The sequence below is a fragment of the Leisingera sp. SA215 genome, from assembly GCF_055902035.1.
In genome coordinates, this window is the sequence record NZ_JBVVXU010000024.1 from 41339 (window position 1) to 65702 (window position 24364).

Annotated in this window: 22 protein-coding genes and 2 riboswitches; of the genes, 6 read left to right on the top strand and 16 right to left on the bottom strand. The window is 61.8% G+C overall.

Annotated elements, in window-relative coordinates:
* Positions 1–79 precede the first annotated feature (79 nt).
* The 4 genes from AC0KW6_RS19040 to pdxR form a co-directional block, all read right to left on the bottom strand.
* A complete protein-coding gene (locus AC0KW6_RS19040) occupies positions 80–1168 on the bottom strand; it encodes an acetate/propionate family kinase (RefSeq protein WP_474035697.1) in 1089 nt (362 codons plus the stop codon).
* Between the two features lie 12 nt (positions 1169–1180).
* Positions 1181–1927 carry a TSUP family transporter gene (locus AC0KW6_RS19045; protein WP_474035698.1) on the bottom strand — a complete coding sequence of 249 codons (747 nt, stop codon included), beginning with the start codon at positions 1925–1927 and terminating at the stop codon, positions 1181–1183.
* A gap of 5 nt (positions 1928–1932) precedes the next feature.
* The gene (gene xsc, locus AC0KW6_RS19050) at positions 1933–3705 is read right to left on the bottom strand and encodes a sulfoacetaldehyde acetyltransferase (protein ID WP_474035699.1); all 1773 of its coding nucleotides are present in this window, start codon (positions 3703–3705) and stop codon (positions 1933–1935) included.
* Positions 3706–3965: 260 nt separating this feature from the next.
* A complete protein-coding gene (gene pdxR / locus AC0KW6_RS19055; RefSeq protein WP_323778417.1) occupies positions 3966–5426 on the bottom strand; it encodes a MocR-like pyridoxine biosynthesis transcription factor PdxR in 1461 nt (486 codons plus the stop codon).
* Positions 5427–5643: 217 nt separating this feature from the next.
* On the opposite strand from pdxR, the gene AC0KW6_RS19060 reads away from it, so the two are divergent.
* Positions 5644–6399 (top strand): SDR family oxidoreductase, encoded by a 756-nt coding sequence (locus tag AC0KW6_RS19060; RefSeq protein ID WP_474035701.1) that lies wholly within the window; start codon positions 5644–5646, stop codon positions 6397–6399.
* A gap of 86 nt (positions 6400–6485) precedes the next feature.
* Here AC0KW6_RS19060 and AC0KW6_RS19065 read toward each other — a convergent pair whose 3' ends face one another.
* On the bottom strand, positions 6486–7883 hold the full coding sequence (locus tag AC0KW6_RS19065) for an aminotransferase family protein (RefSeq protein ID WP_474035702.1): 1398 nt from the start codon (positions 7881–7883) through the stop codon (positions 6486–6488).
* 294 nt (positions 7884–8177) lie between these two features.
* Here AC0KW6_RS19065 and AC0KW6_RS19070 point away from each other — a divergent pair, with 294 nt between their 5' ends.
* The 3 genes from AC0KW6_RS19070 to AC0KW6_RS19080 all read left to right on the top strand — a co-directional run bounded on the left by AC0KW6_RS19070 (position 8178) and on the right by AC0KW6_RS19080 (position 11250).
* Positions 8178–8954 carry a beta-keto acid cleavage family enzyme gene (locus tag AC0KW6_RS19070; RefSeq protein ID WP_323778412.1) on the top strand — a complete coding sequence of 259 codons (777 nt, stop codon included), beginning with the start codon at positions 8178–8180 and terminating at the stop codon, positions 8952–8954.
* A gap of 2 nt (positions 8955–8956) precedes the next feature.
* Entirely contained in the window at positions 8957–10285 is a 1329-nt protein-coding gene (locus AC0KW6_RS19075) for an aspartate aminotransferase family protein (protein ID WP_323778411.1), read from the top strand.
* A 623-nt stretch (positions 10286–10908) separates the two neighbouring features.
* The gene (locus AC0KW6_RS19080; RefSeq protein ID WP_323778409.1) at positions 10909–11250 is read left to right on the top strand and encodes a PALP domain-containing protein; all 342 of its coding nucleotides are present in this window, start codon (positions 10909–10911) and stop codon (positions 11248–11250) included.
* Positions 11251–11391: 141 nt separating this feature from the next.
* On the opposite strand, the gene eda is transcribed toward AC0KW6_RS19080, so the two are convergent.
* The 10 genes from eda to AC0KW6_RS19130 form a co-directional block, all read right to left on the bottom strand.
* Positions 11392–12042: a bifunctional 4-hydroxy-2-oxoglutarate aldolase/2-dehydro-3-deoxy-phosphogluconate aldolase gene (eda, locus tag AC0KW6_RS19085; protein WP_323778420.1), complete on the bottom strand. Its 651-nt coding sequence runs from the start codon at positions 12040–12042 to the stop codon at positions 11392–11394.
* 4 nt (positions 12043–12046) lie between these two features.
* Complete coding sequence (gene edd, locus AC0KW6_RS19090) at positions 12047–13855, bottom strand: phosphogluconate dehydratase (RefSeq protein WP_323778407.1); 1809 nt, start codon at positions 13853–13855, stop codon at positions 12047–12049.
* 48 nt (positions 13856–13903) lie between these two features.
* Positions 13904–15364 carry a glucose-6-phosphate dehydrogenase gene (gene zwf / locus AC0KW6_RS19095; RefSeq protein ID WP_323778405.1) on the bottom strand — a complete coding sequence of 487 codons (1461 nt, stop codon included), beginning with the start codon at positions 15362–15364 and terminating at the stop codon, positions 13904–13906.
* A gap of 569 nt (positions 15365–15933) precedes the next feature.
* Positions 15934–16317 (bottom strand): ExbD/TolR family protein, encoded by a 384-nt coding sequence (locus tag AC0KW6_RS19100; protein WP_474035703.1) that lies wholly within the window; start codon positions 16315–16317, stop codon positions 15934–15936.
* Between the two features lie 67 nt (positions 16318–16384).
* Positions 16385–16591: a hypothetical protein gene (locus AC0KW6_RS19105; RefSeq protein WP_474035704.1), complete on the bottom strand. Its 207-nt coding sequence runs from the start codon at positions 16589–16591 to the stop codon at positions 16385–16387.
* A gap of 139 nt (positions 16592–16730) precedes the next feature.
* Positions 16731–16898, bottom strand: coding sequence for a hypothetical protein (locus tag AC0KW6_RS19110; protein WP_323778399.1), 168 nt, complete (start codon positions 16896–16898; stop codon positions 16731–16733).
* Between the two features lie 432 nt (positions 16899–17330).
* Positions 17331–18071: an ABC transporter ATP-binding protein gene (locus tag AC0KW6_RS19115; RefSeq protein WP_323778396.1), complete on the bottom strand. Its 741-nt coding sequence runs from the start codon at positions 18069–18071 to the stop codon at positions 17331–17333.
* Entirely contained in the window at positions 18061–19044 is a 984-nt protein-coding gene (locus tag AC0KW6_RS19120; RefSeq protein ID WP_474035706.1) for a FecCD family ABC transporter permease, read from the bottom strand. The genes AC0KW6_RS19115 and AC0KW6_RS19120 overlap by 11 nt, the downstream gene beginning before the upstream one ends.
* A 23-nt stretch (positions 19045–19067) precedes the next feature.
* Complete coding sequence (locus AC0KW6_RS19125) at positions 19068–19994, bottom strand: ABC transporter substrate-binding protein (protein ID WP_323778392.1); 927 nt, start codon at positions 19992–19994, stop codon at positions 19068–19070.
* 13 nt (positions 19995–20007) lie between these two features.
* Positions 20008–20781, bottom strand: coding sequence for a (2Fe-2S) ferredoxin domain-containing protein (locus AC0KW6_RS19130; RefSeq protein ID WP_323778390.1), 774 nt, complete (start codon positions 20779–20781; stop codon positions 20008–20010).
* Between the two features lie 131 nt (positions 20782–20912).
* A riboswitch (cobalamin riboswitch) is annotated at positions 20913–21124 on the bottom strand.
* A gap of 196 nt (positions 21125–21320) precedes the next feature.
* Positions 21321–21519: riboswitch (cobalamin riboswitch) on the top strand.
* A gap of 109 nt (positions 21520–21628) precedes the next feature.
* Here AC0KW6_RS19130 and AC0KW6_RS19135 point away from each other — a divergent pair.
* The gene (locus tag AC0KW6_RS19135; RefSeq protein WP_474035707.1) at positions 21629–23797 is read left to right on the top strand and encodes a TonB-dependent receptor; all 2169 of its coding nucleotides are present in this window, start codon (positions 21629–21631) and stop codon (positions 23795–23797) included.
* Between the two features lie 96 nt (positions 23798–23893).
* Here AC0KW6_RS19135 and AC0KW6_RS19140 read toward each other — a convergent pair whose 3' ends face one another.
* Entirely contained in the window at positions 23894–23971 is a 78-nt protein-coding gene (locus AC0KW6_RS19140) for a hypothetical protein (RefSeq protein WP_474035709.1), read from the bottom strand.
* 12 nt (positions 23972–23983) lie between these two features.
* Between AC0KW6_RS19140 and AC0KW6_RS19145 the strand changes: the two genes are divergently transcribed.
* Positions 23984–24154, top strand: a complete 171-nt coding sequence (locus AC0KW6_RS19145) for a hypothetical protein (protein ID WP_474035708.1) — start codon at positions 23984–23986, stop codon at positions 24152–24154.
* Positions 24155–24364 lie beyond the last annotated feature (210 nt).

Sequence of the window (24364 nt, forward strand, 5' to 3'; positions counted from 1 at the left end):
GGTCCAGTTGCGGTTCGGGGCAGTTTTTTGGATAGTGAGGACTTTGTTCCGTATTTTCACCGGATATGATAATTATTTTTCATTTTACCTGCAGTTTTGCCTGTGTATGCAAAGCGATCTGGCGTTCTTCGTCGGCCGGGATGACATGAACTGCACTGTCCGGCAGGCCGGTCCAGGCCAGCCGCCGGAGGATTTTGCCGCGGACAGGGGCAGAGTGCGCACCGATGCCGCCGGTAAAGGCGATGGCGTCGATGCCTTCCATTGCTGCGATCATTGAGCCTGCATGGCGCGCGGCCCAATAGCAGAAATGATCGATTGCAAAACTGGCTGCTTTAGTTCCAGCATCCTGCAGCGCGCGCATGTCGGGGCTGAGGCCGGACAGGCCCAGCAGGCCGGAGCGGTGCAGAAGATCTTTGCGCACTGCGGTGATGCTGGTCTGTTCGGCGCGGTCGAGCACCGCACCGGCATCAATGCCGCCCGCACGGGTGCCCATCGTCAGCCCTTCCAGCGGGGAATAGCCCATGGTGGTGGCCACGCTTTGTCCATCGGCAATAGCGCAAAGGCTGGCACCGTTGCCCAGGTGGCAGGCGAGAAGCCGCCGTGGCAGCGCCTCAGAGCCTGTTTCACGAAGGCATCGCACCAGCGCTTCGTAGCTCAGCCCGTGAAACCCGTAGCGGCGGATGCCGCTGCGCCGCCAGTCTTCGGGTACGGCATACCGTATAGCCACATCCGGATTTCCGGCGTGAAAGGCGGTGTCAAAACAGGCGACTTGCGGGGTGCCGGGCATCAGGTCTGACAGGGTGCGGATCGCCGAGGCATGATGCGGGTTGTGCAGCGGCGCCAGATGGCTGCACTGGTCGATTTCCGCCAGGATCTGCGGTGTCACCAGTGCCGGGCGGGTCAGTGCCGCCCCGCCATGCACGACGCGGTGCCCGGCAGCAGCAAAGCTGGAAGTACCAAGCCCCTGTGAATCAAGGCGGCTCATCAGCAGTTCAAAAGCCCTCGCATGATCTGTCAGGCTGGCAGCAGCCGTCTCATCTCCCACCCGCAGCATGCCGGAGCCGCCGATGCCGGAGGCCTCGGCTGTCAGCAGCGCATTCAGCGTTTCACCGAATACTGCCAGCTTGATGGATGAGGAACCGGCATTGACGACGAGAATGTTTTGCATGGTGAGTTTCTTTCAGACCGCAAGCTTGGCGATATTGATCAGCGAAAAGGCAGTTAGCATCAGCACCACCGCACGGCGGAACAGCCTGTGCGGGACCGCCTTGAAACTGCGGGACCCGGCCCAGATGCCGAGGCCCAGAATGGGAAAGGCCAGCAGGATGCCGGTCAGCGTTTGCGGACCCACCAATCCATTTGCGGCCATCACCGGCAGCGCCATCAGGTCGATACCGGTCAGAAACACGATCATCGTGGCGCGGAATACTGCAGGCGGAACCGGCTGTGCCGTCAGGAAGGCTGCGACAGGCAGGCCGCCGACACCGGCGCTGTTGGCGATGCCCGCAATGGCACCGACGCCTACAGTTCCGTTGCGCCCGACCGGGCGTTCCAGCTGCCAGCCGCTCAGCAGAACCAGGCTCACGGCCAGGATCAGGCATGAGATCGCCAGCCTCGCCTCATACTCTCCCAGCCGGGCCATGATGGCGATGGCGGGAACCGTGGCAACCGCGGCACCTGCCAGCAGGGCAAAGGCGCGGCGCCAGTCGATATGCGGGCGGATGCCGTGCGCCTGAAAGGCAGTCATGACGATTTCGCAGGAAAACACTACCGGAATCAGCGGCAGCGGATTGGTGGTTAGCGCGGCCAGAATGATGAAGATCGCAGAAAACCCGAAGCCGGAAAAGCCGCGGATCAAGGCCGCCGCGAATAACGCGGCGGCCAAATAGGCTCCCTGGCCCATTGAAAGGTCAAAGGGCAGGGGCATCAGGTTCAGACCTGCTGCGGACGCATGTCGTTTTTGCTGATTCCAGCAACGGCGACAGGTTTCTTCATTGCGTCACGGCGGAAGGGCTCACCCAGTTCCTGGTTGATCATCGCTTCGATCAGGGTGGTAATGCCTTTCTTCTGATCTTCACAGGCATGGCGCAGCGCCTCGGTCAGCTCGTCCATGGTGCGGGCTACAACGCCTTTCAGGCCGCAGGCGTTGGCGATACCGGCATATGACACTTGAGTGTCCAGCTCGGTGCCGACGAAGTTGTCGTCGAACCATAAGGTGGAGTTGCGCTTTTCCGCGCCCCACTGGTAGTTGCGGAACACAACCTGGGTCACTGCGGGCCATTCTTCGCGGCCGATTGCGGTCAGTTCGGTCACTGCGATACCAAAGGCGCCGTCGCCGGAAAAGCCGACAACCGGAACGTCCGGGCAGCCGATTTTCGCGCCGACTACCGCCGGCAGGCCGTAACCGCAGGGGCCGAATAGGCCGGGGGCCAGGTATTTGCGGCCGTCCTCGAACGACGGGTAGGCGTTGCCGATGGCGCAGTTGTTGCCGATGTCCGAGGAGATGATCGCATCTTTCGGCAGGCCGGCCTGGATCGCACGCCATGCGCGGCGCGGCGACAGCCAGTCAGGCTTGGCAGCGCGGGCACGTTCGTTCCAGGTGGTGCCGGGATCGTCCTGCTCGCTGTCCATCGAGGACAGTTCCTGGGCCCAGGCAGATTTGGTGTGCGAGATCAGGGCTTTGCGCTCTTCGCGGCCTGCGTCGCCTGCGGTGTCCGCCAGTTGTCCGAGGATGGTGTTTGCAACCGATTTTGCATCGCCGACGATGCCCACGGTGACTTTCTTGGTCAGACCGATGCGGTCCGGGTTGATGTCAACCTGGATGATTTTCGCGTCGGTCGGCCAGTAGTCGATACCGTAGCCGGGCAGGGTCGAGAACGGGTTCAGGCGGGTACCGAGGGCCAGCACAACGTCCGCTTTGGAGATCAGCTCCATACCGGCCTTGGAACCGTTGTAGCCCAGCGGGCCTGCAAACAGCGGGTGCGAGCCGGGGAAGGCGTCGTTGTGCTGGTAGCCAACACAAACCGGGGCGTCGAGACGCTCGGCCAGGGCCATGGACGCGGGGATTGCCCCGCCGATGACAACGCCGGCACCGTTCAGGATGACCGGGAATTTTGCGTTCGACAGCAGTTCAGCCGCCTGGCTCACCGCCTCTGCGCCGCCGGCGGGCAGTTCAAAGTCGACAATTGCGGGCAGGTCGATGTCGATCACTTGGGTGAAGTAATCGCGCGGCACGTTGATCTGGGCCGGAGCAGAGTTGCGCTTGGCCTGCATGATCACGCGGTTCAGGACTTCGGCCATGCGGGACGGGTCTCGCACTTCTTCCTGATAGCAGACGCAGTCGGCAAACATGCGCATCTGCTCCATTTCCTGGAAGCCGCCCTGACCCATGGTCTTGTTCGCGGCCTGCGGGGTGACCAGCAGCAGCGGGGTGTGGTTCCAATAGGCGGTTTTCACAGCAGTGACGAAGTTGGTGATGCCGGGACCGTTCTGGGCAATCATCATCGACATCTTGCCGGTGGCGCGGGTGTAGCCGTCCGCCATCATGCCGCCCGAGCCTTCGTGGGCGCAGTCCCAGAAGGTGATGCCTGCCGGCTCGAAGATATCGGAAATCGGCATCATGGCCGAGCCGATGATGCCAAAGGCGTGTTCGATGCCGTGCATTTGCAGGGTTTTGACGAAGGCTTCTTCGGTGGTCATTTTCATGGCGGGTTCTCCTGGGTGAGACGCGGAATTCCCCCGTGCGCAGTGCCGGGAATTGTCTCTGGTTTAGGGGGAGGCGGGAGGCCGGGTTAGGGCCAGTTATCAAACCCGGATAGGTCCAAAACTGGATCTATGAAAACAACCGGGCAGTATTTTCACATTCGCTTCAGCCGGTCACGCGATACGGGCACAGGAATGCAGACGTGAAGGCAAATGATACGCTTGGTATCATTTGCCGCGCAGTCCGCTGCAACATCCTGGCTTCAGTCCTGCTTCAGCGCCTTGGCAATCAACGCCAGGCCGGACTCGATCCTTGTGGCGGGAATCGAGGAATAGCCGAGCCGGTAATAATTCTTCTGGCGGTGCTCGGCGCAAAAGAACGGTGCACCGGGCTCGATGATGACGCTTTTCTCTTTCAGCTGTTCCGCAACCGCAGTGGCATCCACGCCGTCCGGAGCCCGCATCCACAGAGCCGAGCCGCCGAAACTGCCGACGCCGGCGATGGTGAGGCCGTGTTTGCGGATGGCATCCTCGATCACGGCGCGGCGGTCATGCAGCACCTTGGCGGTACGGCGGATCTGGGCATCGTAGTGTCCCAGCGACAGGAAATAGGCGACTGTGCGCTGGACATGGCCCGGCGGGTGCCGCAGCACGCTGGCGCGCAGCGCCCTGGCCTGGCGGATAAACGGTTCCGAACCGACCAGATACCCCAGCCGCAGTCCGGGAAACAGCGATTTTGAGAAACTGCCTGCGTAGATCACACGCCCCTCGGTATCGAGCGATTTAAGAGATGGCGAGGGCGCACCGAGAAATGACATTTCGAATTCATAGTCATCCTCGACGATGACCGCATCGATTTCATTGGCCCGCCTTAGCAGTTGTTTGCGCCGCTCCATCGGCATAGTGAAGGTCGTCGGGCTTTGGTGGCTGGGGGTGCAAAAGATCACATCGGTGTCTTCCGAAATCTGTTCTGGCGGCAGACCGCCCTCATCGACTGGAATGCAGTCCACCTGGCAGCGGGTCTGCACCACCTGGTCGCGCAGAGTATAATAGGCCGGATCCTCCACCGCCGCCCGCCGCCTTCGGTTCAACACTAGCTGGCAGGTGATCCACAGAGCATTCTGGGCACCCAGCGTGATCAGGATTTCCTCCGGCCGGGCAGTGATCCCGCGGCGCGGCAGCGTGTGGCGGGCGATGTATTCGATCAGCAGCGGATCATCCTGGTCGAAGTAATCATTCGCCAGTGCGGCAAACTCCTTTTGCCCCAGCGCCCGCAGCGCGCACAGCCGCCAATTGGCATGGTCAAACAAAGAGGCATCGGCCTGCCCGTAGATGAACGGATAGCGGTACTCGCGCCAGTCCTGGGGTTTTCGAGGGGTGTCGCCGCCGGTAAAGTTGCGCGCCAGAACTTTGCCCCAATCCATCGCATCGCCGGACTTCTGCTGCGGCGTGTAAGAAGGCGGCACCGGCGCGTTGTCGGAAACAAAATAGCCGGACCGTCCGCGCGAGGTGAGGTAGTCATTGGCCAGCAGTTCGGTATAGGCCAGCGTCACGGTAATCCTGCTGATCCCCAGATGCGCCGCCAGTTTGCGCGATGAGGGCAGTTTTTCCCCGACTCTGAAGCGGCCGGACAAAATACCCTCGGCAATCATTTCCTGGATCTGCGCCTGCAGTGTGCCCTGGGCGCCCGGGTTGAGGAAAAAGGTGTCGACGGAAATGGCCATGCGCGCCACATTAGGGTGGACTTAAAGGCGGTGCAATCTGGACTTAGGGCCAGTTTCGGAAAATCTGCGGCTTGCTTTGGTTTGGCACCCAGTCTGGCAGCAGTTTAACCCGTTTCTTGCGGTTTCAAACAAGGCGCAACGGCAGGCGCAAGAAACGGGTCGCCCTTGGTCCTTCCAGTTTTCTAGTCGTGTCCGCATAGCCATTAAGGAGATGATCATGGAACTGAAAAACAAGACACTCATCATTACCGGCGCCAGCAGCGGTATTGGCGCCGCTGCAGCGCTGCTGTTTGCGGCAGAGGGGGCCAATGTCGTGCTGGGCGCCCGGCGGCAGGCTGAACTGCAGACCCTAGCCGGGCAGATCAATCAAAGCGGCGGCAAAGCGGCCAGTCTTGCCGGTGATGTCACCAGCGAAACTTATTCGGCTAATCTGGTGGCGCTTGCCATGGAAGAATTCGGCGGGCTGGACGGGGCATTCAACAACGCGGGCATCATGGGCGGCATGGGGCCGGTGGAGCAGATGGACGCCGCCAGTTGGAACGCGGTGATTGCTGCCAACCTGACCGGTGCATTTTTCTCGGCCAAGGCGCAGATTCCGGTGCTGAGGGCGCGGGGCAGCGGATCGATAGTCTTTACCGGATCCTTTGTCGGCGTCAGCAACGGCGGCATGCCCGGCATGGGGGCTTATGCCGCGTCAAAGGCCGGGTTGATCGGCCTGGTCCAGTCGCTGGCCTCTGATTATGCGGCAGAAGGCATCCGGGTGAATGCCCTGCTGCCGGGCGGAACCAAGACCGCGATGGCCGGTGATGATCCGGAGGCGCACAGCTTTATCGCCGGGCTGCACCCGATGAAGCGGATGGCCGCCCCGTCTGAAATTGCCCAAGCCGCGGTGTTCCTGTTGTCGGACCGGTCCAGCTTTGTGACTGGAACGCCAATGGCTGTTGACGGAGGGGTTGCCGTGCGGCTGGTTTAAGTTCCGGGTCACCGGTCTTTGGCCCGAAAACGAAAGAGCGCCCCGGGTATTCCGGGGCGCAGTTGATCGTCCGGCAGGGAGAGATGTCAGCCGAATACTTTGGTCAGAGTCTTGTCGACCGCATCGCAGATCTGGTCGATGTCTTCTGCGGTGGCGATCAGCGCCGGGCTGAAACACAGGGTGTTGTTGCGGCCCGGCAGAGACCGGTTGGTGACACCGATGATCACGCCCTGCGCGCCGCATTCCGCGACAACCTGCTGGGCCAGTTTCTCGTCCACCGGCTCCTTGGTGTCGCGGTCCTGCACCAGCTCGGCGCCCAGGAACAGGCCCTTGCCGCGCACATCGCCAATGACGGTGTGCTTTTCCTGCAATGCGCGCAGGTTGTTCAGCATCCGCTCGCCCATGGCGTTGCAGTTGTCCAACAGGTTCTCGTTTTCGATGATGCGCATGTTTTCCAGCGCCGCCGCGGGGCCCGCGGTGCAGCCGCCGAAGGTAGAGATGTCGCGGAAGTAGTTCAGCGGATCGCCGGCGTCGTCCTTGAACATGTTGAACACCTCCTCGGTGGTCACCATGCAGGCAATCGCCGCATAGCCGGAGGCGACGCCTTTGGCCATGGTTACAAAGTCCGGTTTGATACCGTACTGCTGGTAGCCGAACCATTTGCCGGTCCGGCCGACGCCGCAGACCACTTCGTCGATGTGCAGCAGCACGTCGTGCTTCTTGCAGATCTCCTGCACCCGCTCCCAGTAGCCCTCCGGCGCCTCGATCACGCCGCCGCCTGCGGTCACCGGCTCCAGGCACAGGGCGCCGACTGTTTCCGGGCCTTCGCGCAGGATCACTTCCTCGATCGCGTCTGCTGCGGCAATGCCGAATTCACGGCCGGACAGGTGCTCCAGGCCCAGCTCATGCTTGCGGTATTCCATGCAGTGGGGGACGCGGACAAAGTCTGGCGCAAACGGGCCGTACTGCGCATTGCGCTCGTCCTGGCCGCCTGCCGACATGGCCGCCAGGGTGGAGCCGTGATAGTCACGGTCGCGGTACAGGATCTTGGTTTTCTTGCCGCCGTATTTCTTGTGGGCGATCTGGCGGATCATCTTAAAGGCCTTCTCGTTGGCCTCGGACCCGGAGTTGGTGTAATAGACGCGGGTCATGCCCGGCATCTTCTCAATCAGCTTTTCAGCAAACAGCGCACCGGGGATGGAGCCGGCGGAGTTGGCGAAATAGCAGATCTTCATCATCTGGTCGTAGACGGCTTTGCAAACGCTTTCGCGGCCATAGCCGACGTTGACGGTCCACACGCCGCCAGATACCGCATCCAGGAACTCCTTGCCGTTCTGATCCCAGACGCGCATGCCCTTGCCCTCGACAATGATGCGAGGGTCAGTGGTTTCCAGCACCTTGTGCTGGAACAGGTGATGCCACATGTGGGCCTTGTCGGCCTCGACCACACGGGAGAGATCGTTTTCGTTGAACGTGCCGTCCATGACATGTCCTTTCGGCGTTAGAAGTGAAACAGGCTGCCCGGAACCCTACAGGGCTTCTGAGGCGTATCATGTACCAGAAACGTCAGTTTCCGGGAATTCGTTAGGTCCAGAGCGTCAGCTTTCTTAGGTCCAGAAATGCCTGGCTTAAGCGGTTCATTGGCGGGGCGTCGGGCACCGGAACGCCTGGAACAAATGTTCTGAGCTTTCCGGCTTGAGAGCGGGTGTCCCGAAAGGCCAAGCTGCAGGCATCCTGAGAGCGTGTCGAGGCAGGGCAGGCCGCAAAGGAGGGGACCGGTGGCAGAATACAGATTGATGGTGGCCCCGAACGGCGCCCGGCGCGGGCGCGGTGACCACCCGCAGCTGCCGGTGACACCGCAGCAGACGGCCCGGACTGCAGCCGTCTGCTTTGCTGCAGGTGCCCAGGCGCTGCATCTGTATCTGCGCGACGACAAAGGACGGCACTCGCTGGATGCGGGCCGCTACCGCGAAGCCCTTGACGCAGTGCGGGAAAGCGCAACGGGCATGGCCGTGCAGATCACAACCGAAAGCGCCGGGATCTATGATGCGGCCGCCCAGCTCGCCTGCCTGAAGGCGCTGCGCTCCGCCGCGGCCTCAGTCCCGGTGCGGGAAGTGGCGCGGGATCCGCTGCTTGCTGCGCGGGCCTATGCGCTGAGTGCCGAGGCTGGCGGTGAGGTGCAGCATATCCTCTACGGTCCCGATTGCATCGCCCGGCTGCGCGCTTGGTATAACGACGGCACCGTGCCGGGTGCCATGCGCGATGCGATTTTTGTTCTGGGCAGATACACCCCGCCGGCGCTGGCGCAGCCCGACGGGCTGGCTGTTTTCCGCGACGCCACGGCAGATTTGCGCCTGAACTGGACCGTCTGCACCTTTGGCCGTCACGAACACGCCTGCCTGCTGGCCGCCGTGGCTGCGGGCGGGGATGCGCGAATCGGATTTGAGAATAACATCGAAACACCGGAAGGCGGGCTGCTGGCAGACAATGCAGCCTCGGTTGCCGCCTTCGTTCAGGCCGCGCGGGATGCGGGCCATAGCCTCAAGGAGTGCTGATCATGTCTCACGTCTTCCCCCGCCACACCAAGGCTGATCTGCCCACCGCCGTCTCCGGCGACGGCTGCTATCTGATCGACGCGGACGGCAAACGCTACTTCGACGGCTCCGGCGGCGCCGCGGTTTCCTGCCTCGGCCATTCGGATGCCGAGGTGATCAAAGCGGTGCAGGATCAGGTGGGCAAGCTGGCCTTTGCCCATACCGGCTTCCTCACCTCCAAACCGGCCGAAGAACTGGCGAATTTGCTGGTGGCCAATGCGCCGGGCGATATCGACCGGGTATATTTCGTCTCTGGCGGTTCCGAGGCCACCGAGGCCGCGATCAAACTCGCCCGGCAGTACCATCTGGAACGCGGCGACCCGCAGCGCCGCCGCGTCATCGCCCGCAAGCAAAGCTACCATGGCAATACCCTTGGGGCGCTGGCTGCGGGTGGTAACGAATGGCGCCGGGCTCAGTTTGCACCGCTGCTGATCGACATTTCGCACATCTCAGCTTGCTACGAATATGTGGGAAAGGCAAAGGGCGAGAGCAGCTTTGACTACGGCCAGCGGGTGGCGAATGAGCTGGAGGCCGAAATCCAGCGCCTCGGCCCCGAGACCGTGATGGCCTTCATGGCGGAACCGGTGGTGGGCGCCACCTCCGGCGCGGTGCCGGCGGTGGCGGGCTATTTTAAACGCATCCGCGAGATCTGCGACCAATACGGCGTGCTGCTGATCCTTGATGAAGTTATGTGCGGCATGGGCCGCACCGGCCATCTGTTTGCCTGCGAGGCGGATGGGGTGGCGCCGGATATCCTCTGTATCGCCAAGGGGCTGGGGGCCGGCTACCAGCCGATTGGTGCGATGCTCTGCACCCGTCAGATCTATGAGGCGATTGAGCACGGTTCCGGCTTCTTCCAGCACGGCCACACGTATATCGGCCACCCGGTGGCCACCGCCGCGGGGCTTGCGGTCGTCAAGGCACTGTTGGAGCGCGGGCTGGTGCAGCGTAGTGCCGAAATGGGAGAGAAGCTGCAGACCGCACTGCACGATCGTTTCGGCCAGCATCCCAACATCGGCGACATCCGCGGCCGCGGGTTGTTCCGCGGGGTCGAGCTGGTTGCTGACCGCGAAACCAAGGAGCCCTTCGATCCGGCGCTGGAACTGGCCAAGAATATCAAGAAGGCGGCGTTTCAGGCCGGTTTGATCTGCTACCCGATGCAAGGCACCCGCGACGGCCGGAACGGCGACCACATCCTGCTGGCGCCGCCCTTCATCATCACCGAAGACCAGATTGCAGAAGTGATGGACAAACTGGAAACCGCCGTCACCCAGTGCTTGCTGCAGGGGTAAGCTGTTCGAAGAAATTATTAGCCGCCTTCCAGAACCATGTCCGGGTTCAATTCGAACGGCTGCCAGTGAATGTCGAGCGGAACTCCGGCGTGGTGAGCGGCACATGCCAGCTAATGATAGCCGACTGCGTACCAGGGGCAGACTACATCCGAAATGATATCCACCCTGAGGCCGGGGCGGTCAGCGGTCTCTGCCATGCTGACGGCCCTTTGTTTATTGAAGTCTTGCAGTGCGAATGGGGGGGGGGAGTGGCAGGGAAACAACAGTTTCAGCAGGGCTTACCCGCGGCGCGCCTAAATCCCGGCGCAGTCCGCACCATCTGATGCAGCCAAAGGAGACCGCCATGCCCCGGACCGAAACGCTCCTAACGGCCTTTCCCCCTGCCAGCCTGCTGGCACAGCCGACACCTCTGGAACGCCTTACCGGTTGCCGGCTGACCTGGGCATCGACCTTTGGATCAACCGCGATGGCCTCACGGGCCTCACGGGCCTCAGCATTGGCGGCAACAAGACACGCCGGTTGGAATATTGCATCGGTGCCGCACGAGCCGGGGTCCTTACCGGTGTGCGCCTCGCAAGCATCACCGCGCTGGTCTTGGCAGCTGCCTGGGCCGTTATGCTGCGTTGCAGAAACCGCGGCTGTCGAAAGTGGCGGAAGCGCTGGCAGAGCTGATAGGCATCCCGCGTCCAACAGGCCGCGATGACATTCTCACTTGGGACGGTGCGCTCGTCCCGGGTGGCCGCGCAGGCCCGGCCACCCGGGCTGCCCTTCAACGCATGGCCAGGGCAGAAGGGATCCTGCTGGACCCAGTCTATTCTGCCAATACCTTCGCAGGGCTGCTTGGCCTTGCAAAAGAGGGCAGCATCCGCAAAGGCTGGAAAGTGCTGCTGCTGCACACCGGCGGGCTGTCAGCGCTGTTTGCCTATCAAAACGACCTTGGATTTGGTGGTACGGAGGCGCCATGACCGGCTGTCAACGGATAGCGCGCAGGCGCCAGGGGATCTTTACAACGCTGTCCCCGCGGGGACAGCGCGGAAAAATTGCGGGCCGTCAAGAGACCGCCGGCTATGGCAGGGGCAGAGCCGGCCGGTTGATTTTGCGCTGGCTCAACTCTTTCCGAGCTGGCTCGCATCCTGGGCAATGGCTTCGATTGCAGCCCAGTTGCCAGCCTCAACCAGATCGCCAGGCGCCACCCAGCTGCCGCCCGCGCAGACCACATTGGGCAGGCTCAGGTAGGTTTCCGCATTGGCGGGGCTGATGCCGCCGGTGGGGCAGAAGGAAATCTGCGGCAAGGGTGCGCCGATCGCTTTCAGCGCGGGCGCACCGCCTGAGGCTTCAGCTGGAAAGAACTTCAGCATCCCATAGCCGCGCGCCAGCAGCCGCATCGCTTCGGTTGCGGTGGCGGCGCCGGGCAAGAGCGGCAGTCCGATGGACTCGCAGGCATCCAGCAAGTCATCCGTCGCACCGGGGGAAACCCCGAATTGCGCGCCGGCTTCCTTGGCGGCTTCGGCGTCTTTGGGGGTGATCAGCGTGCCGGCCCCGACCACGCCGCCCTTCACCTGCGCCATTTCGCGGATCACTTCCAGCGCCGCACCTGTGCGCAGGGTGACTTCCAGCGCAGGCAAGCCACCCGCCACCAGCGCTTCGGCCAGGGGGCGGGCATGGGCCGTATCCTTCACCACCAGCACCGGCATCACCGGGGCCAGGGTGCAGATCCCGCACGTGCGCAGGCTGGCGTCCTGAGGGGTTATCCGCATCATGCTAAACTCCAAACACGCTGGCGCCTTCGTCTGCCGAGGCAACCGAGCGGCGGAACAGGGTAAACAGCTCGCGCCCCGTGCCATGCTGATAGGCGCTGAGGTCGGCAGTGGCAGCGCTGCGCTCCAGCACGCCGCCGGTGAGGACTTCCAGCGTGCCGCGCACCGCGTCCAGCCGCAGCATGTCACCGTCCTGGAGTTTGGCAATCGGGCCGCCGTCCAGTGCTTCGGGCACCACATGGATCGCGGCTGGGATCTTGCCGGAGGCCCCGGACATCCGCCCGTCGGTGACCAGCGCCACTTTCTGCCCCTTGCCCTGCATGATGCCCAGCATCGGAGTCAGGCCGTGCAGTTCCGGCATACCGTTCGCCTTGGGCCCCTGGAAGCGCACCACAATGATCATGTCGCCCGTCAGCGCGCCTGCCTTGAAGGCGGTCTTGGCCGCCTCCTGGTCATGAAAGACACGGGCGGGGGCCTCGATCACCTGGTGTTCCTTGGCCACTGCCGAGACCTTGATCACCGACGTTCCCAGATTGCCTGTCAGCCGCTTCAACCCGCCGGTCGCCTGGAACGGTGCGTCCGCCGGGCGCAGCACGGCATCGTTCAGGCTTTGCCCCGGACCGGCGCGGAAGGTCAGGCCGTCTTCGGACAGGAACGGCTCCATCACGTAGTTCTTCAGCCCGTCGCCCGCCACGGTTTTGGTGTCGGGATGCAGGCACCCGGCTTGCAGAAGTTCGCCGATCATGTAGCCAAGGCCGCCGGCCGCGTGGAAATGGTTCACATCGGCGAGGCCATTTGGATAGACCCGCGCCAGCAGCGGGATCACGTCAGACAGGTCTGAGAAGTCCTGCCAGTCCAGCAGGATGCCGCCGGCACGGGCCATGGCGATCAGATGGATCAAGAGGTTGGTGGAGCCGCCGGTGGCCATCAGCCCGACAATGCCGTTAGCATAGGCTTTCTCGTCCAGCACGTCGCAGACCGGGGTATAATTGTTCCCCAGCGCGCTGAGCGACAGCGCCCGTTTGGCGCCCTCGACGGTGAGTGCTTCGCGCAGCGGCGTGCCGGGGGTGACAAAGGAGGAGCCGGGCAAGTGCAGCCCCATGAATTCCATCAGCATCTGGTTGGTGTTGGCGGTGCCGTAAAAGGTACAGGTTCCGGGGCCGTGATAGGCGGCCATTTCGGCCTTCAGCAGGTCCTCGCGCCCGACTTTGCCGGCGGCAAACTGCTGGCGTATCTTGGCTTTTTCATCGTTCGCCAGACCGCTTGTCATCGGCCCTGCAGGCAGGAACACCGCCGGAATGTGGCCAAACGCCTGCGCGCCGATCACCAGCCCGGGCACGATTTTGTCGCAGACACCAAGAAAAACCGCAGCGTCGAACACATTGTGGCTGAGGGCGATGCCCGCAGCCATGGCGATGGTGTCGCGGGAAAACAGGCTGAGCTCCATGCCCGGTTCGCTTTGGGTGACGCCGTCGCACATGGCAGGCACGCCGCCGGCCACTTGCGCAGTGCCGCCGTTCCTGCGCACGGCGTCGCGGATCAGGGCCGGGTAGGTCTCGAACGGCTGATGCGCCGAAAGCATGTCATTATAGGCGGTGACAATCCCAAGGTGGCCCTTGGCGCCCTGGGCCAGCGTTTGCTGGTCCGCCCCGGTGGCGGCATAGGCATGGGCCTGGCCGGAGCAGGACAGATGCGCCCGTGCAGGCCCCTTGCTGCGGGCAGCAGCCATCCGCTCGAGATAGGCCGTGCGTGTGGCCTCGCTGCGGGCGATGATGCGGTCGGTGACGGCGGCCAGGGTGGAGTTCAAGCTCATGGGGTGCCTTTGTAGCAAACTGCGGGGGCAAAGGGGAGGGCTGTCATCTCAGGTTCCGATGCTGCGCCATCGGCGGCCGTCGCGGTGGATCAGCAGCAATGAATCATCGGGCCCTGTGCTGCCGCTGTCATAGGGTTGCGGCGCGTCGCCCGCGTCCTCCCAGCCGGCGATGATCGGGTCGGCCCAGGCCCAGGCGGCCTCAACCTCGTCGCCGCGCATGAACAGGGTCTGGTTGCCGCGGATCACATCCATGATCAGCCTCTCATAAGCGTCCTGCGGGCGGCCGGATTCCGGCAGCTCATCGGCGAATGTCATGTCCAGGTTGGCGCCCGTCAGGCGCATGCCGCCGGGGCCGGGATCCTTGATTGTGGTTTTCAGCGTAATGCCCTCATCCGGCTGCAGGCGTATCACCAGCACGTTGCCATGCACGGTGCCGGAGCCTGCAAAGATGTTGTGCGGCGGGTCACGGAAATAGACTGCAATCTCGCTCACCCGGTCGCGCAAGCATTTTCCGGTGCGCAGATAGAACGGGATCCCGGCCCAGCGCCAGTTCGCCACTTCCACCTTGAGGGCGATATAGCTTTCGGTGCGGCTGGCGGGATTGCCGGCATGGTCGCGGTAGCTGTCGCCGGATTTGCCTGCGGTGCGCCCCCGGTACTGGCCGCGGGCGATGCTGGACTGCGGCACCGGGCGCAGCGCCTCGATCACCTTGACCTTCTCGTCGCGCACCGCGCTGGGGGTGAACCGGGCGGGCGGTTCCATTGCGGTGAGGCACAAGAGCTGCATCAGGTGGTTTTGCACCATGTCCCGCATGGCGCCGGATTTATCGTAGTAGTCCCCGCGCCCCTCAACGCCGATACTTTCGGCGACGGTGATCTGCACATGGTCGATGTGAGAGCTGTTCCACAAGGGTTCAAACAGCGAATTGGCAAAGCGCAGAGCCATCAGGTTCTGCACGGTTTCCTTGCCCAGGTAATGGTCGATCCGGTAAATCTGCCGTTCCTCGAAATGCGCCCGCAGAGCGGTGTTCAGGGATTGAGCCGAAGCCAAATCATGACCAAAGGGTTTTTCCAGCACGATGCGGCTGTCCGGCGTGGCTATGCCGGTCTCGCTGAGGCGGCGAGCAATATCGGTGAACAGTGACGGGCCGACCGATAGGTAGAAGGCGCGCACGGCATCGTCGCGCAGTTTCCCGTGAATCACATCCCAGCCGCTGTCGTCGCGCGCATCCACAGCGACATAGTCCAATAGGTCGGTGAAACCGGCGATTTCCGCGGGCGTGGTCTCCACATCCTGGCCGAAATCGCGGATCGCATCGGCGGTTTGGGCACGGAACGCCTCGGCTGTCAGTGCGCTGCGCGAGCTGCCGATGATGCGGCATTTATCGCTGAACTGGCCGATCTGGAAACGGTGAAACAAGGCCGGCAGAATCTTGCGGCGGGCCAGGTCGCCGGTGGCGCCAAACAGCACGAGGTCAAAGGGTTCAACGGGGATGACGCGGGAAACCATTGATTTTACATCGCTGTTCTATAGGGGCAGTGGCATTGTGCCGCTTGGGGCGGGGCAATTCAATTGCCTCAGTTGCCAGACGGCTGGTTAGAGTTGAGTTATCGCTAACATAAAGTGCTGAATAGGGCCACCTGGAATATTTCGCCTGCCAATCCGTTTGCGAATAGGTCAGCCTTGCTGCCGGAGTGTTTCGTGCGCGAAACATTGGGACAATAGGACGATGTTGCACAAATCAGGTAGCGGGCAAGGACCACGCCTGGCATCTCGGATGCGTTCAGCACCTGCTCCAAGATCTGCTCGTGCAACTGTGCGTGCTTGAAAGACGACATCTCCGGCCAGCTAAATGTGCCTGGCAACCAGTGGCGCGACATGACAGAAGCGCCCCAGATCCTGCTGAACCGCCAACTTTAGCAGCTGAAGCTGCCAACCATCCTGCGGGAATGCGACAAGCAGGCCCGGCTCGCCGTCCGCGTCTCTGGATTGGGTTCCCGTTGCCGGCGCAACAGCAAACAGAGCCATATGGAGCACTGCGGCAGCGCCGAAAAAGAGGGTCAGTTCGGCAGTACATTTCATTTCGGGCGCACCGCCAGTTCGGCCCGGTTGAACCCTGAGGCCGCAAGCTGGCGCAGGATGCGCGTCAGCAGCGCGGCTTCAAGCCTGGCGTCCGCCCGCAGCTGAACCACGGCGGCGGCGGTGCCGGCGGCAGCCAGCCGGGCGACCGCGGCCTCACCCTCGGCACCGTCGAAATGCATCAGCCCCGCAGCATCGATATACAGCACATCTTCTGCCTCTGTCTCTGTTTCCAGCCTGGCTTCGGGCGGAGACACCTCGAACGGTTCGGGCAGAGCCAGGTGGGAAGTCATCAGGAAAATGATCAACAGCAGGAACACCACGTCGATCATCGGCGTGAGACTGGGCCGGCGGCGCGGTTTCGTGATTTGGGTGAATTCCATCGGCTCACTCGGCGGCCAGATTTATTTCTGCAGGGGAGGCAGCGACGAACAGGCGGGTGGCACTGTCCTAGATGTCGCGGCGGATGCGGCCGATCACCGCCTCGAACCAAGTGAGTGCGGCGGATGCCGGAATTGCCACCGCCATGCCGGCCTTTCCGTGCGACCTGGCGCCGATAAGCGCCAGGGTGATTGCCGAAAGTGCCGCGATTGCCCAGATGGAGGGGCCGCCATCACGCAGAAACTTCAGCGCCTTGCCGGACGCCCGGCTGGCCAACCCAGCCCGTTCTTCCGGGCGGCTGAGCAGCGCGGCCTGAGCGAGGCTGTCTTCAGCACCGGCCCCGGCCTTGACGTTCTCCTGAGGCGTGAAGACTTGCGGTGTCGTTTGCGGGTGGAGCGTTGCGGCCGCCGACAGTTCAGAAGAAACGGCTTTCGCTATCCCCGGATGGAGGACGAATTGAACTTTCTGCTGCGCGGACCCCGGTGGTAAGCTGCGGCACCGGTACTGCAAGTGTTTCCTGCGCTGCGGCGAACGAAGTGGTCAGAAATAGGGCGGCAAGGGCAGTCCGGGCGCGGATGGTCATGATTGGCTTCAACAAGCGGCGGTATAGCTTTGTCCGGGGGCTGGTTTGCCGTGCTGCAGCGCCGCGTGCAAGCGGTACACGCTGGCCAGGCCGCAGGCAAACCGCAGGAATTGGCGGGGGCGTCCGGTGCGCGCGGCCAGAGCGCGGCGCTGCTAGGTTGTGCCTGCCGCGGCGGCGCAGTTTGGTGAGAGTTTCCTGCAAGGTTGTCCTTCACCTCTGCCTCCGGCAGTGGAAGCAGCCGCACCAGCGCTTACCCCAGGCTGAGCGGGATTATATGGTTTGCTTCAAACCGGATGAACCGCACGTCATCGCAGGTGTCCCGTCTCCGAATGGGCTGGGTTTGATGCTGAAAACCATCGGGTTGAATGCATAGGGGCGGCTGCGCTTTGTGCCGGGCAAAATTGACAATGCCCAGCCGTTAAGGAACCCGTTTCAAACCAAAGGGCCCTGCACCCGCAATACGCCCTGATCCATGTGCGCGGCGATGCGGTAGGTCTGTGCCAACCGGTCAGGCGTCAAAATGCTCTCTGTCTTGCCCTGTGCAACAATCCGGCCCTGATCCATGACGCTCACACGGTCGCAATAGCGGGCCGCAATGGAAAGATCGTGCAAAGAGGCCAGAACTGTCTTGCCCCGGCGCTTCACCTCGTCCAGCAAGATAAGCTGATAATGCAGGTCCAGATGGTTGGTCGGCTCGTCAAGTACATAGAGCTCCGGGTCGCGGGCAAGCAACTGGGCCATGAAGGCCCGTTGCAGCTCGCCGCCTGACAAATGCTCTGCCGGGCGGTTTGCAATATCTGATAATCCGGCGATTTCCAGCGCTTCGCCGATCCGGTGGCGGCCGTTGCGGCTGCTGTTTAGTCCGATTTCCACGATGTCGCGCAGGCGCAGCCCGTTGAGAAGCCCCCCTCCCTGCACCAACACTCCCACCATCTGTGCCCAGTCCAATCGCGGCCAATTGTCCTGCTGCCGCCCCATCAGACGAATGCGTCCCGCGCTGGGTCGGGCGTCGAAATAGAGCAGACGCAGAAGAGAAGTCTTTCCTGCACCGTTCGCTCCCAGAAGGCCATGAAATTCGCCCTTCACCACCGCGAGGGAGGCGTCATGGACGATTGTCGTATCCCCTCCGGCAACCGAAACCCGGTCTAACTGCAAGAACGTGTCAGACCGCACGGCGCGCCCTCCTCAGAATCAGGATAAAGGGCGGCGCTGCGAACAGGGCCATCAGCACCCCCAGCGGCAATTCTTCCGGAGCCAGAAGTGTTCGGCACAAAAGATCGACGATGACCAGCGTCAACGCTCCCAGCACCGTGGCCAGGGGCAACAGAACCCGATGCCGCGCCCCTGCCAGGAGGCGCGCCAAATGGGGCAGGATCAGCCCGACAAATCCGACAATTCCGGCAACCGAAACCGCCAGTCCTGTCAACAGAACAGTTCCCGTAAACACCAGCACGCGCAGCCGGTCCACCCTGACACCAAGAGCCAGCGCCCTTTGATCTCCCAGCAGCATGGCATCCAGGGACGGGGCGTAACGGAAAGCCGGGACTGCGATCAGGCCAAACCCGGCGACCAGCACCGGAATGTCCGCCCAGTCTGCGCCTGCGGCTGAGCCCATCAGCCACCCCAACGCACTGCGGCTTGCGTGCGGGTCGCCGATGTACAGAAAAAAGGAGGTCACTGACTGAAACATCAGCGAAATCGCAACACCTGCCAATATGACAATATTGGGGTCCAAGCTATGCCCCCGCCGGACCGACAGCAGCAAGGTCATGGCAAAGGCAACCCCGGCGCCAAGAAAGGAAATCACCGGAACACCTATCATCTGCACCACCCCTTCCGGCAGCCAGATCAACGCGGCGACTGCAGCAGCAGAGGCCCCCGACGACAACCCCATGATATAGGGGTCGGCCATCGGATTGCGCAGGGTTGACTGCATCAGCACTCCGGCCAGCGCAAGCATCGCTCCAATCAGCGCCACCGCCAGCACACGCGGTACCCGCCATTGCCAGATGATCAGCGACACCCCGCGGGGCGCATCGTCAGACCGGGTCAAAACATGCAGCCGTTCGGCCCAGCTCAACTCGGCTGTGCCCCACAGGATCCCGGCAAGCATCGACAGAAACAACAACGCAACACCTAAACTCAAAGCCGCAGAAGAAGACGGTTGCATCAATCCAACGCTTCCAACTCGGCATTCAGCCGTTCGACACCTTCCAGGAATCTTGCTCCAAGCACCGTGTTGGAGAAGCTGACGGTGGCAAAGCGCCCGTTTCTGACGGCATCCAGCTGCGACAGAACCGGATCCGCCTCCATGTGGGCGCGCTTCTCGGCGGCGCTGGACCAGGTGGCATCAATCAGGACAATAACGTCCGGGTTCCGGGCCATGACAGTCTCCCAGCCAACCTCTGCCCAGGCACCGTTGATGTCCTCTGTAATGCTGGAGAGACCAGCACTTCTGGCCAGCAATGCAGGGCTGCCGCAACATCCGATGGTGTAGGGAGACGTTTTGCCGTTGCTGTAGAAAAAGGCAGTCATGTCGCGGTCACTCCCCGCGTCCGCCACTGCTTCGAGGCGGGCAGACAGGTTCGCAAGCAGTGCCTTTGCCCGGTCTTCCACCCGAAAGAGCCTGCCGATCGTTTCGATATCCGTCAGCAACGGCTGCACGGTCAGCGGCACATCTCCGGGATGATGCAGGCTGCAGGCGGCGTCAGAAAGATAGGTTCCGATTCCCAGCGCCTGCCACTCGGCTGCACTGCCAAGGTTGCTTTTGTCAAATGCAGAGGCAAACCCAGCAAACAGGAAGTCAGGCTCTGATGCGAGGACAACTTCACGGGCCGGGTATTTTTCTGCCAGCACCGGGATACGCTGATAGGCGCTCTGCCATTGCAGCGGCATCCTGTCATCCAAGTAGGCGGTGCCCGCCAAGCGGTCCTCCAAGCCAAGCGCCAGCATGATTTCCGTGGCTTGTTGATTCAGCGTGACAGCCCGAGCCGGCGCCGTGTCATAACTAAAGCTGCCGTAACAGCTGGCAATCTCGACAGGGGCAGCATGAACCACGCCCAACTGCCCCAGAACAGCGGCGGCGAGAGGCAACAAGAATTGTCGCAAATCAGTCTCCCGAAGTGAAAAAGTGATGTTCGTGCAGGATCTCGCCAGCCACCAGTGCGCGGCTGACAAAATCGCGGACTGCGTCCACGTTCGGCAGCTGATACCAATGCCCCTCAGGGTAATGGATAAGCGACGGCCCGCGGTTACAGGGAAACTGGCACCCGGTCGATGTGACTAAGCATTCTGCGGAAAGCCCGGCGCGGGCCACCTCCAGCTTCAGCATTCCGACAAGCGAGGGCGCATCCTGCAAGTGGCAGCGCGGCCCAGTGCAAACCAGCAGATGGTGCCGGAAACTGGGCGGCTTGTCCCAGCCTTTCCCCTTTTCGCCCGACGGGCAAACAGCAATTGGGGTCAACTGGACATCCGGCTGCGCGGCCCGCTGCAAAAGGGCTGCATCCCCCTGAACCGGCGCAGCGAAGAACAATTCGGGCAGGTCGCCGTCACGGCGCGCCAGCCATGCCCCGGCGGCCTTGGGCAGCCAGCGTTCAAGGCTTTGGGAAAAGGGCAGCCCAATTGGGTACAGCTCAATATGCTGTGCGCCGGCATTGCACAGGGTGTCAAGCGCCTCCCACAGCCCCGGACCCTTGGCTTCCAGCCGGATGACCTCGGCCCTGCAGGGCGCATGCTCCAGCAGACCGCAAGCCAGAGCGCCAAACCGCGCCTGGCTGACGTATTGGGCAGAAACCAGATAGAGAACGGCTCGCGCCGCGCTGGATCTGGCACCGGTGCTGTTTCCGTGCTCGCGCGCTTCTTCGCAACTAGAAGCAAGCGTCATCGGCCGCAACCGCCCCGATTTGGTTCCTGCACCTTCCCTAGGGCGGCCTCCCGGGCACAACACAGCCAGACACACTGGCCCGCGGGGCCGAACAATCTGGTCATCAGTCCTCCTCGGGCACCCCGCCCGCCAGTTTACAGTTTGTGATGGCAGGTCTCCTGACTCGCGGGTCGCAGCTTGCCGTCCCTTCCCGGAGCCGCAGGCTCCAGTGGTTTGACGGGTCGCTCTCCGCTTACAGTTGCGGGGGCAGTCGCGGCATTGGCGCCTGTTGGCTACACCTCACCGCATTCCCTATTATCCCCAAGCTTCGCTTTTGCCGGGAACCATCGGGCGGTAAAGGACACAGTTCTGCCAAGATGGTCAAGAACAAAACCATCCCTTCCGCAGACATATTGCGCACCATTTGACTGTGATGAGACGCCAAGAGGCCTGCAACTATAAAGAGCATGGCAAATTCCCCGGAGCCCAAGCATTGCCTTCCGTATGATCAGCCGGTTTGCTTTGAATTGAAAAAAATCATTGACATGTCATAGGTCTATTCATACGCACCCTGCGACGGTTTCCAATTGGGAATTAAATGGGAACGCAGTTCGGGCTGTTGACAGCCTCACTCTGCGGCTGTCCCCGCAACTGTAGGCGGAAAGCCAATGCCAACAGCCACTGGGCAGGCTCGCCCGGGAAGGCGGCAATTGGCGCTGATCCGTGAGCCAGGAGACCTGCCGTCAGATATTGTCACGTGTGAATGCGTCGGGCGGGGTGTCCTGGTGAGACAAACTTTCGGTTCCTGCATCCGGGAAACGGGAGTGTCGTTTTTACGGTGACGGTGTAACAACGCTGGAGCCTAATTGTGCGTACTCCTGATTTTAAACCTGCCGCGCTCTGCGTGATGCCGGTCACCTTGTCTCTCGGTTTTTCCAGGCCATCATGCTTCCTGACGTTTGCTGCCTCTGCCATGCTTGTCAGTGCTCCAATTCCTGCGGCAGCGCAGGAATTGGAGCAGGAACCTGTTCAACTGGAACCCATCTCGGTCAAGAAGCAATTTTTGGAACCGGGCCTTGACCTCGAATTGCCGTCAAATGCGGGCAGCCGCCTAGGGCTGAGTTCCCGGGAAACCCCGGCCAGCGTGCAGGTGATCAGCGAAGACACCATTCGCCAGCGCAGTCAGCGTGATGTCAATCAGGCGATTGTCCAAAACGGAACCGGAATCAGCTTCAATGGCCGCCCCAGCAATGGCGGAACAACGCTCAGCATGCGAGGCTTCAGCGGGCACAGTTCCGTCACCCGGTTGTATGATGGCACCCGGCTGTACCCGGCTCCAGGCACCATATCCTTTCCGTTCGATACTTGGAATGTTGACAGCATTGAGGTGCTCAACGGTCCTGCTTCAGTTCTTTACGGCGAAGGCGGGGTAGGGGGCGCAATCAATATCATTCCCAAAAAACCGCTGACTGACACCACGCGCAACGAACTGCGCACCACCGTTGGCACAAATGGCCAGCTTGGGCTGGCGTTAGGCAGTGCGGGCCCGATTTCTGACAGGCTGGCCTACAGCTTCGATGTCAGCCGCACGCGTTCGGACGGACGGGTTGACGGGGACGATCCCTCCAGCCTGGCTGTTTCGGCCGCACTGCGCTGGCAGGCAACCAATACCTTGGCGCTGTCGCTGTCGCATGACTATGGCGACAACACGCCAAGCATTTATTTCGGCACCCCGCTGAAAGACGGCCGCATCGACGAGGGTGTACGTGAACGCAACTACAACGCCGAGGATGCGCTGGTCCGGTTCAAGGACCGCTATACCCAACTGCGTGCAGAATGGACGCCATCCAGAAATTTGACTGTGTCCAGCAACAGCTACTATCTGACCAGCAAGCGCGACTGGCGCAATATCGAGGATTATACGTACCAGCCTGGGACCGGAGATGTTGCACGGAAATGGTACATCGCCGTCAATCACGATCTCGAACAAGCCGGTAACCGCACCGCGGTGACCTTTGACAGTCTCTTAGGGGGCATCAATACCTCAACCACGGTCGGGGCCGAGGTGAATCGCATCACCTACAAAAACACTAACAACTCTCCATACGCGGGCAGTTCGGTGGTGGACTATCAGCATCCTGTTTCCGGCAGCTTTGGCCCGCATTCGCTGGTGACTACAGCCGACCTGACGACAGATCAGCAGGCAGTGTTTGCCGACAGCCGCCTGGAGATAAATGATCAGTGGTCAATTGTCGGCGGCCTGCGCTATGACCATCTGCGCGTTAGACGGGTAGATCCTGCGTTTACCAAGAAATTCAATTCGCTCAACTGGCGGATCGGCACGGTTTACAATCCTCTGCCGGACATGGCGATCTATGCGCAATACTCCCGCGCGGCGGAACCCATCGGAAGCGTGCTGTCCCTCTCTGAGAGCCAGAGCCAACTGGAATTGACCAAGGCCCGCCAGCAGGAAATCGGAGTCAAGTTCAGCTTTCTGGACGGACGCGGGAACGCAACTCTATCTGCCTACAATATTGTCAAGAACGACCTGTTGGCCAGAGATCCCGCTGATCCGTCGATTGTCCGCCAGATCGGCCAGCAAAGCAGCAAGGGCATCGAATTTGCCACGGGCTTGGATATCTCGCCGGTCTTCCGCATCGATGTGAACGGCGCGCTGATTTCGCCTGAGTATGATAATTACATCCAATCCGGCGGGGATCTGTCCGGAAACCGTCCCGCACTCGTACCGCGCCGCGTTGCAAACATCTGGGCGCAGTGGGAATTTTCCCAAAACTGGACTGCCCGCGCCGGGGCGCATTACGTCGGCGAGGTGTTCACGGACAGCGCCAATAGCTCAACCCTTCCGGCCTATACAGTTTTGAATGCGGGTCTGCAGTGGCGTCCTAGGGAAAACATTTCCCTGGACTTCAGCGTCTACAATGCTGCCGACCGGCTGTATGCAACCTCTGGCAGCTCGAACCAATGGCTGCTGGCGCCGCCCCGCAGCGCAACGATTGACCTTCACATCACATTCTAGACCATTTGGCCATTTCAAAGCCGGCAAGCCCCAAAAATGCTTTGTTGGGCAATTCAGGTGAAGAGATTGCTGCTCTTTAGCTGGCTCAAGCTTCGATTATCCAGGTTCCAACCCGTGTCGGCAGGCGATCCTTCGTGTGCCGGCCGGCGACAGGCTGCCGCATGGCACGATCATGTGGAAATGAGGATGAGGGATCAGTGGCGTTTTCTAGGTGTGGAGCATGCTGGTGCCTCCCCGGACGCGGGCGCTGAGATGCCGGGGCCGGACGCGACGGCTGTCATGCTCGGAGGCCTGCTGAACGGTCGCTCCGGTGAAAATCGCCGGGTCGCTGAAGAGCTGCTGCGCGTGCAGAAATAAAATTCGACTTTCTGCACGTGCATTGGCTGCGGAGGCGTAAAAGCGGATTGTCCGGCGTCTTGTTTCTCCGACCTGACTGCAGCTGAACTTCGTTCCTGTTCCCGGACACCGGGGTAAAGTACCCCTGTCCAAGAAAGGAACATGGAATGGGACACTCGAGGCGGACGTTCACAGACGAGTTTAAAGCCGCAGCTGTTGGTCGGCTTTATA